Source organism: Nocardia sp. NPDC004068, from assembly GCF_042874315.1.
GTDB lineage: Bacteria > Actinomycetota > Actinomycetes > Mycobacteriales > Mycobacteriaceae > Nocardia.
The window spans coordinates 842,441-858,782 of the sequence record NZ_JBIAMW010000001.1 but is presented as its reverse complement, the minus strand read 5'-3'; the positions used below and the strand labels follow the sequence as shown (position 1 = coordinate 858,782).

At 68.8% G+C, this 16,342-nt stretch carries 16 protein-coding genes; 5 read left to right on the top strand and 11 right to left on the bottom strand.

Annotated features, from left to right (window positions below; genetic code table 11):
- Positions 1-1,071: 1,071 nt before the first annotated feature.
- Complete coding sequence (locus tag ACFYTQ_RS04060) at positions 1,072-1,956, bottom strand: class I SAM-dependent methyltransferase (RefSeq protein WP_387356934.1); 885 nt, start codon at positions 1,954-1,956, stop codon at positions 1,072-1,074.
- Positions 1,957-2,236: 280 nt separating this feature from the next.
- Here ACFYTQ_RS04060 and ACFYTQ_RS04055 point away from each other — a divergent pair, with 280 nt between their 5' ends.
- The 3 genes from ACFYTQ_RS04055 to ACFYTQ_RS04045 all read left to right on the top strand — a co-directional run bounded on the left by ACFYTQ_RS04055 (position 2,237) and on the right by ACFYTQ_RS04045 (position 4,511).
- On the top strand, positions 2,237-2,815 hold the full coding sequence (locus tag ACFYTQ_RS04055) for a TetR/AcrR family transcriptional regulator (RefSeq protein ID WP_387356932.1): 579 nt from the start codon (positions 2,237-2,239) through the stop codon (positions 2,813-2,815).
- A 92-nt stretch (positions 2,816-2,907) separates the two neighbouring features.
- The gene (locus ACFYTQ_RS04050) at positions 2,908-3,831 is read left to right on the top strand and encodes an acetoacetate decarboxylase family protein (protein ID WP_387356930.1); all 924 of its coding nucleotides are present in this window, start codon (positions 2,908-2,910) and stop codon (positions 3,829-3,831) included.
- Positions 3,828-4,511, top strand: coding sequence for a type 1 glutamine amidotransferase domain-containing protein (locus tag ACFYTQ_RS04045; RefSeq protein WP_387356928.1), 684 nt, complete (start codon positions 3,828-3,830; stop codon positions 4,509-4,511). The genes ACFYTQ_RS04050 and ACFYTQ_RS04045 overlap by 4 nt, the downstream gene beginning before the upstream one ends.
- Before the next feature lie 97 nt (positions 4,512-4,608).
- Here the strand turns inward: ACFYTQ_RS04045 and ACFYTQ_RS04040 are convergent, their stop codons facing one another.
- From ACFYTQ_RS04040 to ACFYTQ_RS04030, 3 genes are all read right to left on the bottom strand, one after another.
- The gene (locus ACFYTQ_RS04040) at positions 4,609-5,007 is read right to left on the bottom strand and encodes a PPOX class F420-dependent oxidoreductase (RefSeq protein ID WP_387356926.1); all 399 of its coding nucleotides are present in this window, start codon (positions 5,005-5,007) and stop codon (positions 4,609-4,611) included.
- Positions 5,008-5,040: 33 nt separating this feature from the next.
- On the bottom strand, positions 5,041-5,517 hold the full coding sequence (locus tag ACFYTQ_RS04035) for a DUF1772 domain-containing protein (RefSeq protein ID WP_387356924.1): 477 nt from the start codon (positions 5,515-5,517) through the stop codon (positions 5,041-5,043).
- Between the two features lie 225 nt (positions 5,518-5,742).
- Complete coding sequence (locus tag ACFYTQ_RS04030) at positions 5,743-6,195, bottom strand: hypothetical protein (RefSeq protein WP_387356922.1); 453 nt, start codon at positions 6,193-6,195, stop codon at positions 5,743-5,745.
- A gap of 197 nt (positions 6,196-6,392) precedes the next feature.
- Between ACFYTQ_RS04030 and ACFYTQ_RS04025 the strand changes: the two genes are divergently transcribed.
- On the top strand, positions 6,393-6,584 hold the full coding sequence (locus ACFYTQ_RS04025; protein WP_387356920.1) for a hypothetical protein: 192 nt from the start codon (positions 6,393-6,395) through the stop codon (positions 6,582-6,584).
- A 17-nt stretch (positions 6,585-6,601) separates the two neighbouring features.
- Here ACFYTQ_RS04025 and ACFYTQ_RS04020 read toward each other — a convergent pair whose 3' ends face one another.
- Genes ACFYTQ_RS04020 through ACFYTQ_RS03995 form a run of 6 tightly spaced genes read right to left on the bottom strand, consistent with a single transcriptional unit; the run spans position 6,602 to position 14,196 of the window.
- Entirely contained in the window at positions 6,602-7,075 is a 474-nt protein-coding gene (locus tag ACFYTQ_RS04020) for a B-4DMT family transporter (protein ID WP_387356918.1), read from the bottom strand.
- Positions 7,076-7,123: 48 nt separating this feature from the next.
- Entirely contained in the window at positions 7,124-7,945 is an 822-nt protein-coding gene (locus ACFYTQ_RS04015; RefSeq protein ID WP_387356916.1) for a shikimate dehydrogenase, read from the bottom strand.
- Positions 7,929-9,629, bottom strand: a complete 1,701-nt coding sequence (gene mltG / locus ACFYTQ_RS04010) for an endolytic transglycosylase MltG (protein WP_387356914.1) — start codon at positions 9,627-9,629, stop codon at positions 7,929-7,931. Before mltG ends, ACFYTQ_RS04015 begins: the two co-directional genes overlap by 17 nt.
- On the bottom strand, positions 9,626-10,147 hold the full coding sequence (gene ruvX / locus ACFYTQ_RS04005; RefSeq protein ID WP_387356912.1) for a Holliday junction resolvase RuvX: 522 nt from the start codon (positions 10,145-10,147) through the stop codon (positions 9,626-9,628). The genes mltG and ruvX overlap by 4 nt, the downstream gene beginning before the upstream one ends.
- On the bottom strand, positions 10,147-12,813 hold the full coding sequence (alaS, locus tag ACFYTQ_RS04000) for an alanine--tRNA ligase (RefSeq protein WP_387356910.1): 2,667 nt from the start codon (positions 12,811-12,813) through the stop codon (positions 10,147-10,149). The genes ruvX and alaS overlap by 1 nt, the downstream gene beginning before the upstream one ends.
- A gap of 36 nt (positions 12,814-12,849) precedes the next feature.
- A complete protein-coding gene (locus ACFYTQ_RS03995; protein ID WP_387356909.1) occupies positions 12,850-14,196 on the bottom strand; it encodes a replication-associated recombination protein A in 1,347 nt (448 codons plus the stop codon).
- 65 nt (positions 14,197-14,261) lie between these two features.
- On the opposite strand from ACFYTQ_RS03995, the gene ACFYTQ_RS03990 reads away from it, so the two are divergent.
- Positions 14,262-15,017: a class I SAM-dependent methyltransferase gene (locus ACFYTQ_RS03990; protein WP_387356908.1), complete on the top strand. Its 756-nt coding sequence runs from the start codon at positions 14,262-14,264 to the stop codon at positions 15,015-15,017.
- Positions 15,018-15,040: 23 nt separating this feature from the next.
- On the opposite strand, the gene ACFYTQ_RS03985 is transcribed toward ACFYTQ_RS03990, so the two are convergent.
- Positions 15,041-16,210, bottom strand: coding sequence for a phosphotransferase family protein (locus ACFYTQ_RS03985; protein WP_387356907.1), 1,170 nt, complete (start codon positions 16,208-16,210; stop codon positions 15,041-15,043).
- Positions 16,211-16,342: the final 132 nt, after the last annotated feature.

Here is a 16,342-nt window from a genome sequence, read left to right as displayed (position 1 = left end):
CTGGGCCGGTTGACTCCGATCGAATTCGAAACCATCATGTCCCCAGCAGCCCGACAGGCTGCCTAACCACTGTCACCCAAACGTGCAGCAGCCCCATGCAACGTACGGAAATGCCGCTGGGCGCTCGTTGGTCGCCTGTCCGAAATCTGACTCGGATCGATTGCATAGCGGGACCTTTGGACGCAGGCATTGGGTTGCGGCGGGTAACTCGCCCTGGGCTGCGGCGCCATACCTGATCACGGAAAGTGGGCCCACACGTCGCCCCCAAGGCAGAGCGCCCGTCGGCTCACGAGGACAGGGCAGTAAGGCGCGTGCATGTCAACAGTCGCGGCCACAGCGCACCTCCCCCCGCACAGATGGCGCCTCTCGCCTACGGTGACTCTCCGATACCCGCGCACGGATGATCTACGTTGCCCGCCCGGATAACTCACGCCACCCACACGAACAACCCACGGCATCGACACGGATAACCCACGTTGCCCACACAGATCGCCCACGCCACCCATACGAATAATCCATGTTGCTCACATGTATCGCCCACGTCGCCCTGCGGATACAGCGCCACACCTCCCTCACGGAGCGAGCGCACCTCCCCCACGGGTCGAGTGGACGTCGCCTGCGGCCACAGCGCACCTCCTCGCACGGGTGGCGCCCCTCGCACCCTGGGACGCTCCCCAAAGGGGATGGCCTGGGCCTCCCTCACGGATCGCCACATCACCCACACCATGACCTACGCCATCCACACGGATCGCCCACATCACTCACACGGATCGCCTATGTCGCCGCGCAGAGACCGCAGCGCCCATAGAGGTGGCGAACGTAGCCTGTGGGTGGGGCGGCGGCGGGCGCAGGCATCTCGGCGCAGAAGTAGTAGGTACCGGCGGCTCGTCCCGAGCGAACGCCTAGCCTCGTCCGGGCGGCCTCATCATGAATTGGACCATGGGTCACGCGGCTCCGTGATGCATCTGTCGAGTGTGCAGCCGGTTATGCTGCCGTGTGTTAACCGCTCGCCTCGCGGGGTTTGCGTGCCGCTTGAGACGCGTTGAGCCCCAACGGATTTCGCGTAGTTTCTCAGTGGCTCGCTCGGAGTATGCGGACCGGCCGCAATGCCTGCGGAGGTGCGCCTTCGAATTCCGTTGAGGGGCCTAGGTAGGCGGTGATGAGATCCGTGGCGGTGTGGTCTTCGATGTTGGTGAAGCCGAGGTTGTGTAGTTGGGTGGCGAGGTCGGTGGGGGTGAAGTAGCTGAACCAGGGTTCGCCGACGGCGGCGGCTCGTTTTGCTCGGGCGTGTAGTTGGGCGCGGTCCTCGTCTGTGTCCGCTAGGTAGTCGAAGATCACTTCGACCGGGTTGGATTGACCGGCGATGTACTCGAGGGTGGTGCGGGCGGCGTCGGGGGTCAGGTAGAAGACGACGCCGAGCCATACGAAGACGGCTGGGGCGGTTCGGTGGAATCCGGCTTCGTCCAGTCTTGTTGCCAGGGTGTCGGTTTCGAAGTCGACCGGTACGAAGGTCAGGCCCTCCGGGAGGTCGATTCCGGATTCGGCGAGTCGTTGGTGTTTCCATGCCTGGGTCGCAGGATGGTCGACCTCGAACACGCGTAGGTTCGGGTTCTGGTTGCGGTAGGCGAAGGTGTCCAGGCCCGCGCCGAGGATTACGATCTGGCGCGTGCCGGTGGCGGCGGCTTGGGCCACGCGATCCTCGGCGAATCGGGCGCGGGCGGCGAAGAACAGGCGGCGCGGGCGATCGCCGACGCCCAGCCGTAGCATTCCCTCGTCGCTGTCGAGCCCGGAGGGGGTTTCCGCGGGGCGACCCCATTCGGCGATCTCATCGGCGGTGACACCCAGCAGTCGCGCGGCCAGCGGATCGGTGAGAATCCTTGGCTGATCGGCGATCTGATGATAGGCGCGGGCGTATGCGGTCACGAGCGCTGTTCGGCTGGGCCCCTCGTTCTCCATAACCGAGAAACTACTCATGACCCGGACATGTCGAGTCCGCCGGGTCGAGCCACCTGAGCTACCTGTGCCCGCTCCCGGCAATCGCGCCGAGCCTCGCCGCCGGAGACGTCGGCGTAATCCCGATGACCTATCCGGATTCTCGATGCCATCCGTGCGGTGCCCTGGTGCCAGGTTGGCGGCCAGAGTGTTCGCCGAGGGAGAGGGCTGTGTCGATGACATCGCCGCTCCCGAATGCGGTATGTTTACATCGCTAACATGAGGCCGAGAAGGAATGTAAGCGGTGTCGATTTCAGCGAAGAGTGGTTACCATCACGGCGATCTGCGGTCGTCGCTCCTGACCGTGGCGATGCGCATGCTCGAAGCCGGTGAGGCGTTCTCGCTGCGCGCGGTCGCGCGCGAGGCGGGAGTCTCGCCGACCGCGCCCTATCGGCACTTCGCCGACCGGGACGCGCTGGAGTCGGCGCTGGCCGCGCAGGGTTTGCGCGACCTGCGGGCCGATCTGACCGAGGGGCGCGAACTGCCCACGGCCCCAAGCGAACTCGGGGAGTTCGCGGTCGCCTACGTCCAGTTCGCGCTGCGTCGGCCCGCCCTGTTCCGCCTGATGTTCGGAAACCCCTGCGACAAGGAGGACGAGGATCGGGTGCGCGCCGCGGAGGAGATTCACGACCTGTTGCGGCTCGCGATGACACAGGTCTTCCCGGAGGGTGATCACGAGGCTCTGGCCTCGGCGGGGTGGGGGCTGGCGCACGGGCTGGCGTGCCTGTACCTGGACGGCAAGCTGTCGGCGGGCTCCGATCGCGAGGTGGCCGAGCACGTCCGCGCGGCCTTCGCCGCGACCTTCGCCGCGCGTCCGCGATAGCGGGGAGCAACTCACCCCGGCCGGATGTTGACGACGCTTACATACCCGCCTAGCATCACCGATGTAAGCAACGTAAACATCTGGGAGAGAGCATGCAGCCTTCGGTCACGGTCGAGTTGGGCGGTCATTCCGTCGAAGTCCCCGAGGGCGGCCTGTACGACCGCTTCCGCATGCGGACCGACCTGGACGTCGTCGCGGCGGATCCGCGCGTGCCCGGCGTCGACTTCTTCCGTCGACTGCCCAAGTCCCGGATCGACTCCCCGATCGGGCCCACCTGGACACCGAACTTCTACTACCGGATCGCCACGGCACGGGTGACGATGATCGCCCCGACGCGCGCGATCCGCTCGCGGCTTCCCTCGGAACTGGCACCGCTGGAACTGGTGCCGGGTGTGGGGCTGGTGTCGGTGATGTTCTTCCGATACGACGTGTGCGACATCGACTTCTACACCGAGGTGGGCGTCGGCATCGCCGTCAAGCCCGCCCGCCACGGTGGACTCGGGCCAGCCGATCTGGTCACGGCTCTGAAGAACGATCACCTGCACTCCTATGTCCTGTCGCTTCCCGTGAGCAGTGATATCGCGCAGGTACGCGGCCACGACGGATACGGATTTCCCAAGTGGCGCACCGACATCGAGGTCGATATCGACGACGAGCACGCCACGGCCCGGGTCGCGAACGAGGGCGGCGGCACGGATGTGAGCTTCTCCGCGCGCACCCCGCGCCAGGTGCGGCGCGCCTCGGGGGAACACGTGTCGAACCTGACGTCGTACACGACGATCGACGCGGCGTGGCACTCGACGCTGAGCCAGACCAATGTCCTCGCGGCCGGATCCGCGTACCTGCCCCGAGGCGTCGATCTGCGACTGGGCGACGGCCGGGTCGCCGACGACATCCGCTCGCTGCGACCGATCAGGACGATCCGCCTCGATGTCATGACGGAGGGACAGAACGCTCTCCACCTGCCCGTCCCCACATCCGTACCGAACCCCGCTCCGAGAGGAGAGCACTCGTGACCAAGCGCATCCTGAACGTCGTCAGCAATGTGGGCCACTTCGACGACCCGTCGCACCCCACCGGACTCTGGTTGTCCGAACTCACTCATGCCTGGGATGTCTTCTCGGAGAATGGATTCGAGCAGACCCTGGTCAGCCCGGCCGGTGGGGTGTGCCCCCTGGAACCGCGCTCGCTGAAGTTCCCCACCTACGACAGCTCGGCCAAGGCATGGCACAACGATCCGGCGCGGATGGCGTTGTTGGAGAACACCGCCGCACCCGAGGATGTCGACTCGGCCGAGTACGACGCCATCTACTTCACCGGCGGCCACGCGGTGATGTACGACTTCCCGGGAAGCGCTGGGCTGCAACGCATCACGCGGGAGATCTACGAGCGCGGCGGCATCGTCTCCTCGGTCTGCCACGGCTACTGCGGCCTGCTGGACGTCACGCTCTCCGACGGCAGCCACCTCGTCGCGGGGCGCGAGGTCACCGGCTTCGCCTGGCAGGAGGAAGTCCTGGCCCGCGTCACCAAGCTCGTGCCCTACAACGCGGAGGCGGAGATGAAGAAGCGGGGCGCCCGCTATCGAAAGGCGGTGCTGCCGTTCGTTCCCTACGCCGTGGCGGACGGCAACCTCGTGACCGGTCAGAATCCGATGTCGGCCAAGAAGACGGCGGAGGAGGTCGCCGCCCGGCTGTGAGCCGCGCGCAGACGGATCCACTTCGGGAGGGGCATCCTCTGTCGATGAACTCATCGGTGTCTCCTTCAGCGCCGCAAGGGAATTGGTCGATGTCCCGCTAGTCGGCGGGTCGACTGGTGAATTCGAAGGAGCCGCTGTCGATGCCCCAGGAGATGATTCGGTCGGGGTGGATTCGGATGACCGCGCGTTCCTGTGGTGGGAACGGGGGCTCCTCGTCGCCGAGCGCCTCGGCGGTACCGCGGATTTCGATGCCGCGAATGACGTACGGGTCCAAGGAGACCTGCTCGTCGATGACGAAGGAGACGCGGCTGCCCGCCTCGACATTGCGGAACTTCCGGCTGGCGCGCATGCGCATGCCGCCGATATCGACCGTGCCGTCGGGGTTCACGCGGTAGTTGGTGGGGTTGTTCTGCACGACGCCGTCGGGGGAAACCGTTGCCAGGCGGCCGATTCCGGCCTCGGCGAGGAACCGCTGCTCGTTGGTGGTGAAGGACATGTCGATACTCCTCTGGAATTCGGTGGGGTGGGGTCAGAACAGGATCAGCGCGGCGCACAGGCCCGCGATGGCGGTGAACTGCAGGGTGATTCGGTACTTCAGGAGGCTGTCCCATTTGTCCTGTAGGGCACGGGCATTGGGGGGAATGACGCCGCTGCGGGCGGCGGCGGTCTGCTGGGTGTTGATCGGCTTGGCGATGCGGACGTAGAGGGCCAGCCAGATGAGCAGGGCGGCCACCGTGACCGCGGCAGCGACAGTGGTGCCGAGTTGACCGGCGAACAGCGCGATCAGCAGGGTGAGCACGGCGGTGGACACGCCGACGACGCCGACGATCGGCATGCGTCTGTCGCCGTAGTAGTGGCCCCATCCCGCGCTCATGGTCACGGCCGCGTCGTCGAGCTTGCGGTACACGGATCGGGTGATCACGGTCGCGCAGACGTCGGTGCCGTAGACGATCGCGTTGGCCAGAACGGCGACGGTGGCGATGAGTTGACCGGTGGCGATGAGCATTTCGGCTTCCCTTCAGAAGTTCTAACATCGCTAGAAACTGGAGCAAAGGTAACACTGGATGCGCTATGTTGTCTAGCGATGGTAGATTTCTGAGCGGGACAGCACGTCCCACGACCCGACTACGCGCGAGCAGGCGAGGAGAGGATCATGTCCAGCGGACAGTCACGACCCCGACGGGTGGCAGGTCGGGGGAACAGGCCGAATCGGCCGAAAGGCGTTGTGGCGCTAGGAGATGTCGGGGCCGATCCGGCGCGGCTTGGCCACGCGGCGAATGCCCGCGCCCGGAGCCTCGGCGCTGGCGCGCTTGCGCCGCGACGCACCCAGATCGATGACGCTCCCGTCGCGCTCGGCGTCGTCCGGAACGTCCACGGGAGTGTGCTGCCACGCCGGACGGAGGTCGACCGGCCAGGCTCCGGTCTCCTGCAGTTCCGACCTCATGACGGGCCGGGTCGGGGCCGGGTCGTAGACCGCGCCGCCCTCCGGCTGACGGGGCTTGCGGCGGCGGTCGGGGGTGTCCTCGGTCGTGCGTCGCGGGCGATGCGGCAGCCGGATGACCTTCGACGCGCGGGTTTCCGCCTCGGCGCGACCGGTCTCGGCTGTCCTGCTGTCTTCCGGCTGCCTGTCCATCCGTTCCACCGCATCGAAGTTGGTTCCGCCGGGTCGCGGCGGGTCGCTCACGTCCGGGTCCTGTCCGAGGATCGTACCGTCCGTTTCTCTCCGTCCAGCCTAGGCCAAGGACCCGGGCCGCGTGGGTCGCCCCGGCCACTCGTCGCCGAACCGCGCGAAAGCACCGAAAACGGCGCGCCGACACGCCCATTCGTAACGAACCGGGCGCCACCCCGATTGAGCGGGTACAGGCGACGACAGGAATCGGGATGAGCGAGCTGCGGCTACCGCGGCGGCAGTGGCTGGATATGGCGCGGCTGATCGCGGGCGTGGCGGCCGCGGGGACATTGATCTCCGTGGGCGTGGCCGTGCTCCCGGACGGGGGTCGGCCCCAGCCGACGCCGACGCGAGAGATCATGGACCAGCCGATCAGCAAGCCGCTGCCCACGCAGCAGCCGTAAGGGAGCCCGGTCGCGGGTCAGGCGGCCGCAGGCGTCGCGTGGTTCGGCTTCGATTCGGCCTTGCGGCCCGCGCGGCCGACGAGGAAGCGACCGAGGGCCACACCGGCCATGGCCGGGATGAAGATCATCAGCACGATGAACGAGGCGCCCGCGGTGAGTTCGAACAGCAACCCGTTGCCGCCGAGGTCGAACTTCGGCACGTAGTCGAGCACCCACGAGACCAGGCCGCTGCCCAGACCGCCCACGACACCGGCCTTCAGCCAGCGCATGGTGAGATCGGCGCCGCCGTGATCGGGGTCGGGGTGCGCGCGGCGGTCGCCGCGGCCGTCGGCCAGACCCCACAACAGGGCCGCCGCGATCAGCACGATCAGGCACAGCGTGCGCATCCACGCGCCGTGCGTGGGCGATTGGATCATGCCGAAACCCAGCAAGATCCGCAGGACCACCGTCAGCGCCCCGAGGACTGTGGCGCGTAACACCCACGAATTCATGGGGTCCACATTAACCTGCCGCGGTATCGGGAAAAACAGTAACCGGTGTCAGTCGTGCACCGCGGCGGCCATCGCGGCGCGCGGCGCGGGGCGGCCGGTGAACTGCTCGACCTGTCCGTACGCCTGGTTCAGCAGCATCTCGAGCCCGCTGATCACCGTGTTCCTGGCCCGAATCACCGCCTGCGCCAACGGTGTCGGCCACGGATCGTAGATGGCGTCGAGCACCACCGGCGCGGCGGCGACCACCTCGGCGACGGGCGCGGCACCCGCGGACGGCACCGTGCTGACCACCGCCTCCGCCTCGGCGCACACCGTCCGCAGCACCGGATCGTCGAAGCCGACCACGGCCACGGCCATGCCGAGCCGCTCGGCCAGCTCCCGCGTGCTCGCCGCCCGGCCCGCGTCCCTGGCCACGATCGTCACCGACCGCGTGCCCAACTCCGACAGCGCCAGCAGTGCGGGCCGCGCGGTGCCCCCGGCCCCGAGCACCACGGCCCGTTCCGCCTTCGCCACGCCGCCGCCCTGCAACGCGCCCCGCACGCCGTCGACGTCGGTGCAGTCGGCGCGCCAGCCGAAAGCCGTGCGCACCAACGTATTCGCCGATTCGGCGAGCACCGCGCGTTCGGTGCGTTCGGCGGCGTAGGCGAGGGCCGCGACCTTGCCGGGCATGGTCACCGACAGCCCGACCCATTCGGGGCCGAGCCCGTCGACCAGGCCGGGCAATTGCTCGGCGGTGCATTCGATCCGCTCGTAGGTCCAGTTCAGGCCCAGCGCGCGATAGGCGGCCAGATGCAGCTGGGGTGAGCGGGAGTGCGCGATGGGCTTGCCGAGCACGGCGGCCCGGCGCGGTGGTTCAGTTTCCCTTGCCACTGTCGAGGATTCCGCTCTGCTGGGCGCGCACGACATTGCGCTGATGTTCGGCGAAGCTGTCGGTGAACATGGTGGTTCCCTGCTTGTCGACCGTCACGAAGTACAGCCACGGGCCGGGCGTGGGATGTTCCATCGCCTGCAGGGCCTCGAGCGACGGCGAGGAGATCGGCGTCACGGGCAGGCCGACCATCGCGTAGGTGTTCCACGGGTTCTCGCGGGCACGGTCGGCGTCGGTGGTGGCGACCTCGGTGCGGTCGAGGGTGTAGTTGACCGTGGAGTCGAACTCCAACTTCTGCTTGTTCGCCATCCGGTTCACGATCACCCGCGCGACCTTGGCCATATCGTTGGGCTGCGCCTCGCGCTCGACCAGCGACGCGGCCGTGAGCGTCTGATAGGGCGTCATGTTGTTGGCGCCGTTGGATTGCAGCAGCCCGGTCGATTCGTAGCTGTGCGCGCTCGCGCCGATCAGCTGTTTGAGGATGTCGGTCGGTGTGCCGGTGGGGTCGAAGTCCCACGCGCCCGCGGCGATCAGGCCCTCCAACTGCCGGGAGTGGTCGGGCACCTGACGCACCGCGTCCAGCGCCCACGACGGCACGCCGAGCGCGACCAGGTCCGTGCTCGAACCGGCGGCGTCGAGTTGTTCGGGGGTGACGCACTTCTTGTCGGCCGCGGTCCCGACGCAGCTCGCGTCGGCGATCTTGCGATAGATGCCCTCGTTGCGCGCGCCGGTGGTCACGTCGGTGGAGTCGTGCAGCCGCTTGCCCTCCGGGATCACGACATTGCCGACCCGGTTCTTCTTCTCCAGCAGCGCGGCCACCGCGTCGGCGCCCTTGCTGTGCGAGGGCACCGCGTAGTAGCCGGGCTGCACGCCCGTCATGCCCGAATTGCGCACGGCCGCTTCGTAGAACGCGCCGCTGCTGGCGACCACGCCCTTGTCGGCCATGGTCTGGGCGATCTGCTCGGCGGTGTCACCGGGCTGCACGCGCACCACCACGGCCGGACCCGACGGGCCCGCGAAATCCTCGGGGCCGTTGAGTTTGCCGATCAGTTTGTAGCCCGCGTACCCGCCCGCCGCGACGATGAGCACCGCGAACACGGCCCCGATCGCCCACAGATTGCGCCGGCGGCGCTTGCGTTCGGCGGCCTTGCGGGAGGCCGCGCGGGACCGGCGGCCGCGCGATTGCCCCCGGCCCGAGGGACGACGCGGGGTGTCGCGACCGCTCCCGGATCGGGTCGCGCGTTCGGGCGGACGCCGTCGCACGGGACGGGCGGGCGGAAGGTCCTCGTCCTCGAACGCCGCCGGATCGTCGTCGTGCCAGTCAGTGGCCTCCGCGACTTCCCTTCTGCGCGAACGACTTCCGGGCTCGGCGACCGGCCGGTCGGATTGCTCCCATTCGCCCGTGTGATAGCCGGGCTCGACCCAGTCCTCCGGATGGCCCTCCGGGACCCGCGGCAGCGTGGGATCGGTCGAGTAGGTCGCGGCCTCCTGCTCGTCGGTGTAGCGGGGAATGACCGCGGTGTCGTCCTCGTAGTCGTCCCAGTCGTCGGTCGACGCGGCATGGCGGCCGCCGCGCGCGCGGGGCGCCCGTCCGGCGTCGCCCCAGTCGTGGTCCGAGCGCCGATAGCGCTGTTCCTCGGTGCGCTGCCGATAGCGCTCCTCCGCACGGGTCCAGCGGTCGTTCATCCGACCACCTCGCCGCCAGAGTCACCGGCCGACTTCAACACCGCACTCCGTTCGTCCAACCATCCCTGCAGGATCGCGACGGCCGCCGCCTGATCGATCACCTGCCGCTGGCCACGCGCACGAACTCCACTGTCCCGCAATGCACGTGCTGCTGATACCGTAGTCAACCGCTCGTCGGAAAGTCGTATCGGCACACCAGGAATCATCCGTCGCAAACGTCTCGCGAAGCCCGTCGCGATCGTGGCCGCGGACCCGTTCTCCCCGCGTAGCGTGCGTGGCAGGCCGACGATCACCTCCACGGCCTCGTATTCCCGCACAATTTCGGCAATCTTGATCAGGTCGGTGGGTTCGGCCCCCCTCTTGCGCACCCGCGGCACGGTTTCCACCGGTGTGGCCAGCAGGCCGTCGGGGTCGCTGGCGGCGACGCCGATGCGGACCGAGCCCACATCGATGCCGATCCGGCGACCCCTGCCGGGGTCGGTCGCGACGCTGGGCCGGTCTGGTCCGGACGGGTCCATCAGGCGGCGAGCTCGGCCACCCGCGCCCGCACCGCGGCCAGTCCGGCCTCGATCCCCGACGGATCCGAACCCGCGCCCTGCGCCATCTCCGGCTTGCCGCCGCCGCGTCCGGAGATGCTCGGCCCGAACGCGGCCACCAGATCGCCGGCCTTGAACCCGAGTTCCTGCGCGGCCTTGTTCACCGCGACCACGAACGGCACCTTGCCGTCGGCGTTGCCGAGCAGCACGACCACCGCGGGTTCGGTGCCGAACCGGCCGCGGATGTCACCGGCCAGCGTGCGCAGATCGCCCGCTCCGACGCCCTCGGGGGCCGCCTCGGCGACCAGCAGCACGCTCCCGACCCGCTGGGCTTGGTCGACGAACCGGCTCGCCGAGGACAGCACCGCGGCGAGTTTGGTGCGCTCGAGTTCCTTCTCGGCGACGCGCAACCGCTCGACCAGCTGCTCGACCCGCGCGGGCACCTCCTCCGAGGGCACCTTCAGCGCGGAGGCGACACCGGCGAGCAGGGCGCGTTCCTTGGCCAGGTGCCGGTAGGAGTCCAGGCCCACGAACGCCTCCACGCGCCGCACGCCCGACCCAACCGACGACTCCCCCAGCAGTGTGATCGGGCCGATCTGCGAGGAGTGCTCGACGTGGGTGCCGCCGCACAGTTCCATCGAGAACGGGCCGCCGATCTCCACCACGCGCACCTCGTCGCCGTAGTTCTCGCCGAACAGCGCGAGCGCGCCCATCGCCTTGGCCTTGGGCAGATCGGTGACGAACGTGTTGACCCGGAAGTCCTCGCCGACGGCCTGATTGGAGACGGCCTCGATCTGATCCCGCTGCGACTCCGACAGCTGACCCTGCCAGTTGAAGTCGAAGCGCAGGTAGCCGGGCTTGTTCAGCGAACCGGCCTGAACGGCGTTGGGCCCCAGCACCTGTCGCAGCGCGGCGTGCACCATGTGGGTGCCGGAGTGGCCCTGGGTGGCGCCGCGCCGCCACGCCGGATCGACCTGCGCGAGCACGGTGTCGCCCTCGACGATCTGGCCCTGTTCGACCGTGGCCTTGTGCACCCACAGCTTCTTGGCGATCTTCTGCACGTCGTTGACGCGCAGTTTCAGCCCGCTCGCGGTGAGCGTGCCGCGGTCGGCGATCTGACCGCCGGATTCGGCGTAGAGCGGGCTGCGGTCCAGGATGACCTCGACGTCCTGCCCGATCGTCGCCGCGGGTACTCGCACGCCGTCGGCGATCAGCGCGAGAACCGTTGCCTCGGTGGTCAATTCGTCGAAGCCGGTGAACTCGGTCGCGCCGCGGTCGACGAGCTCCTTGTAGATGCTGAGGTCGGCGTGGGCGTGCTTGCGGGCCTGCGCGTCCTCCTTGGCGCGCTGGCGCTGCTCGGCCATGAGCGAACGGAAGCCCGCCTCGTCGACCTCGAGTCCGGCCTCGGCGGCCATCTCCAGGGTGAGATCGATGGGGAAGCCGTAGGTGTCGTGCAGGGTGAACGCCTCGGAGCCGCCGATGCGCTTGCCGCCCTTGGCCTTCACCTCGTCGACGGTCTCGTCGAACAGTTTGGTGCCGGTGCTGAGCGTCTTGAGGAACGCGGTCTCCTCGCCGACGGCGACGTTCTCGATGCGGGTGAAGTCGGTGGCCAGTTCCGGATACGAGGGCGACATGAGATCGCGGACGATCCGCATGAACTCCCCCATCACCGGCTTGTCCGCGCCGAGCAGCCGGGCCGAGCGCACGATCCGGCGCAGCAACCGGCGCAGCACGTAGCCGCGGCCGTCGTTGCCGGGGTTCACGCCGTCGGAGATCAGCATGGCCGCGCTGCGGGCGTGGTCGGCGATGACGCGGAAGCGGACGTCCTGGGCGGCCTCGACGCCGTAGGACTTGCCGGTCAGCTCCTCGGCCTTGGTGATGATCGGGCGCAGCAGATCGGTCTCGTAGACGTTGTCCACGCCTTGCAGCAGCATGGCGACGCGCTCGATGCCCATGCCGGTGTCGATGTTCTTCCTGGGCAGCGATCCGATCGGGGCGTGGCCCTCCTTGGGGCTCAGCTCGCCGCGGATGTCCTGCATGAACACCAGGTTCCAGATCTCGAGGTAGCGGTCCTCGTCGGCGATCGGGCCGCCGTCGCGGCCGTACTCGGGGCCGCGGTCGAAGTAGATCTCCGAGCACGGGCCACCGGGGCCGGGCACGCCCATGTCCCAGTAGTTGTCCTTGCCGTCGCGGAACTGGATGCGCTCCTTGGGAATTCCCGCGACGCGGTGCCAGATCTCGGCGGCCTCGGGATCGCTCTCGTAGGCGGTGACCCAGATGCGCTCGGGGTCGAAGCCGAATCCGCCCTCGGTCTGGGGCTTGGTGATCAGCTCCCAGGCGAAGGTGATGGCCCCCTCCTTGAAGTAGTCACCGAAGGAGAAGTTGCCCGCCATCTGGAAAAACGTGTTGTGCCGGGTGGTGACGCCGACCTCTTCGATATCGCCGGTGCGCACGCACTTCTGCACGCTGGTCGCGCGCGCGAACGGCGGCGCCTCCTGACCCAGGAAATACGGCTTGAACTGGACCATACCCGCGTTGACGAAGAGCAGGTTGGGGTCCGGCAGGATCAGCGAGGCACTGGGGACCTCGGTGTGCCCGGCACGGACGAAGTGGTCCAGGAAGCGCCGTCGTATCTCGTGGGTCTGCACGAGTATTCAGCCTACCGGGCCAGGTCCACCGGGTTTTCACTGACCGCGCACGATGCGCCGCAGCTTGGTCACCCGCGGACCCACCTCGCGCTCGTACCCGTGGTCGGTGGGGCGGTAGTAGTCGGTGCCGACCAGATCGTCGGGCGGGTACTGCTGGGTCAGCACACCGTCGTGGTGATCGTGCGGGTACTGGTACCCCCGCGCGTTGCCGAGCCGGGCCGCGCCCGCGTAGTGCCCGTCGCGCAGATGCGGCGGCACCGCGCCGGCCTTGCCCTTGCCGATATCGGCCAGGGCCGCGCCGATGGCGGCCGCGACCGCACCGGACTTCGGCGCGGTGGCGACGTGGATGGTGGCGTGGGTGAGCGCGAGCTGCGCCTCGGGCATGCCGACCAGCTGCACCACCTGGGCGGCGGCGACCGCGGTCTGCAGGGCCGTGGGGTCGGCCATGCCGACGTCCTCGCTGGCCTGAATCATCAAGCGGCGGGCGATGAATCGCGGATCCTCGCCCGCGCTGATCATCCGCGCCAGGTAGTGCAGCGCCGCGTCGACGTCGGAGCCGCGCAGCGATTTGATGAACGCGCTGATCACGTCGTAGTGCTGATCGCCCGCGCGGTCGTAGCGCACCGCGGCCTTGTCGACGCTGGCCTCGACCAGATCGACGTCGACCGTCCCGTCGAGCGAGGATTCGGCCGACGCCTCCAGCGCGGTCAGCGCCCGGCGCGCGTCGCCGCCCGCGATGCGCACGATGTGATCCAGGGCCGCGTCGCTGACGGTGTACTCCCCCGCCAGCCCGCGCGGATCCTCGATCGCGCGTCGCAGCACGGCTCGAATATCGTTGTCGGACAACGACTTCAGTTGCAGCACCAGCGACCGCGACAGCAGCGGCGACACCACCGAGAACGACGGGTTCTCCGTGGTCGCGCCGACCAGCAGCACCACCCGGTTCTCGACCGCGGCCAGCAGCGCGTCCTGTTGCGTCTTGGAGAACCGGTGCACCTCGTCGATGAACAGCACGGTCTGCTCCCCCGCGAGCAGTCGCCGCCGCGCGATATCGATGACCGCGCGTACCTCCTTCACCCCGGCCGACAGCGCCGACAGCGCCTCGAACCGGCGGCCGGTGGCCTGCGAGATGAGCGAGGCGAGCGTGGTCTTGCCCGTCCCGGGCGGCCCGTACAGCAGGACCGACGCCGCGCCCGATCCCTCGACCAGCCGCCGCAGCGGCGAGCCCGCGCCCAGCAGATGCCGCTGGCCGACCACCTCGTCCAGGCTCGCGGGCCGCATCCGCACGGCCAACGGCACGTGATCACCCGCGCCGCGGAACTCCACCGTGCCCCCGCCGGTCGCGGGCTCCGCCGTCGGGGCCTCGAACAACCCTTCGCTCACGAGTTCGACGGTACCGTCCCGGTCCGACAGGTCCGCGCTGGTACGGGCTGGAAGAATGTTTCCGCATGGACCGAACCTTCGAGGATCTGGTCGCGGAGGCCGCGGCCGCGCCGATGGCGGGCTGGGATTTCTCCTGGCTCGACGGCCGGGCCACCGAACAGCGGCCGTCGTGGGGGTATCAGCGGTTGATGAGCGCGCGGCTCGCGACGGTGACCGCGGCCCTGGATCTCGAGACCGGCGGCGGCGAGGTGCTCGCCGAGGCCGAGGCGTTCCCGCCGACCATGGCCGCCACCGAGTCCTGGCCGCCGAATCTCGCGACGGCCACCGCGCTGCTGCATCCACGCGGCGTGGTGGTGGTCGCGCAGGCCGAGGGCGCGCCGCTGCCGTTCGCCGACGCGGCCTTCGACCTGGTGACGAGTCGCCATCCCGCGACGATCCGCTGGGACGAGATCGCGCGCGTGCTGCGGCCGGGCGGGAGCTATCTGGCCCAACATGTCGGTGCCGCAAGCGTTTTCGAGCTGGTCGAATACTTCCTGGGACCGCAACCGGAGGCCCGGCGGGCGCGGGATCCCGAGGTCGAGGCCGCCGACGCGCGGGCGGCCGGACTCGATATCGTCGATCTCCGCAGCGAGCGCCTGCGCGTCGAATTCGGCGATATCGGCGCGATCGTCTACTTCCTGCGGAAGGTGATCTGGCTGGTTCCGGGATTCACCGTCGAGGCGTACCGGGATCGGCTGCGCGCACTGCACGAGCGGATCGTGCGCGAAGGACCGTTCGTCGCCCACGCCGCCCGCACTCTCGTCGAGGCGCGGAAACCCTGAGCGGCACCGGACATTCCGGGCGGCTACTCCTCCCAGTACTCCTCGAGGGTGGCCGACACGTGTTCGGCGAAATCGCCGAGCGGATCGTCGCCGAAACAGCGGGCGTCCTCGGCGAGGGCGGCCCAGCGGTTGATCAGCGCGGCCGAGCGTGGAACGGACAGGCCGTGTTCGCGGGCGGCGGCGATGCGGGTGTAGTCGACCGGGAGGAACCAGTAGGTCGACAGCCACACCCAGATGAGCCGGGCCTCGAGGATGCGTTCGGCCAGCAGGTCGTCGTCGGCGAGTGCGGGCCACACGCCCACGACCTCCGAGCGCCACGCCTCGACCATCTGCCGGGCGCGCTCGCGCGAGAGTTCGACATCGCACAGGCAGCCCGGGAACGACACCAGCGCGTAGGCGATGTCGAGGGTCGCGTCGCGGAAGCCGCCCCACTCGTAGTCGAGGAACCGCGCGCCCTCCTCGTTGAGGATCACATTGTCCGGGCACAGGTCCGAGGGGCTGAACGCGCGGAAGCGACCCGCCGAGAACAGCCGGTTGCCGCGCACGATGCGTTCGGCGATCTCGCCGGGCACCTCGATGCCCAACTCGCGCAACAACAGTCCGGGCACCTCGTTGATCGCGGCCTCGGCCTGCTGGCCGATGCCGTCGATGCGATGCGACACGTCGACCCGGCGCAGCAGCGCCACGAAGTCGGCCTCGCGCCCGACCGTCGCCGCGTGCATGCGGCCCAGCGCCTGCGCGAACGCCATCAGCGCGTTGCGCGTGGCGGTCTCGCCGCCGGTCTGCAACACGCTGGTGAGCGACATGTTCTCACCGAGGTCGCTGAGGATGAGGAGACGATCGGGCAAGCTGTGCGCGAGCAGGTACGCGCCGGGGCGGTGGCGGCTCGACAGCGCGGTGGTGAACTGATAGGACACCGCCTCCCGGAGGAAGGCCGAGTCGATACTGGCCACTCCGGGCGCCATGCCACCGATGCGTCGATCGCGCGCGGCGCCGCGAACCTGCTTGACGATCAGGGTTCGCGGGAGCGAGAAGGCGTTCTCCGCCACGCGCACGCGTAGGACCGTCGTCCTGCCACTGCCACTGAGTTCGACGGGGTCGCTCAGCTTTACCGCAGCGCCCATTCGCTTGGTGAGCAACTGTTGTGCCGCGGACACGACTTCGGCGGCGCGTTCGGCCAATAGTGCGGTCATCGGATCCCAAGTTACTCGCTTCGGGTCACTTTCAGCGAGCGGTTGCGCAACCTTTCGCGCGTCGCTCGGCGTGTCTTTGTGAAGGGCTCGCTACCGCACGTGATGTTGAACGGGTATCACGAACGAGTCCGG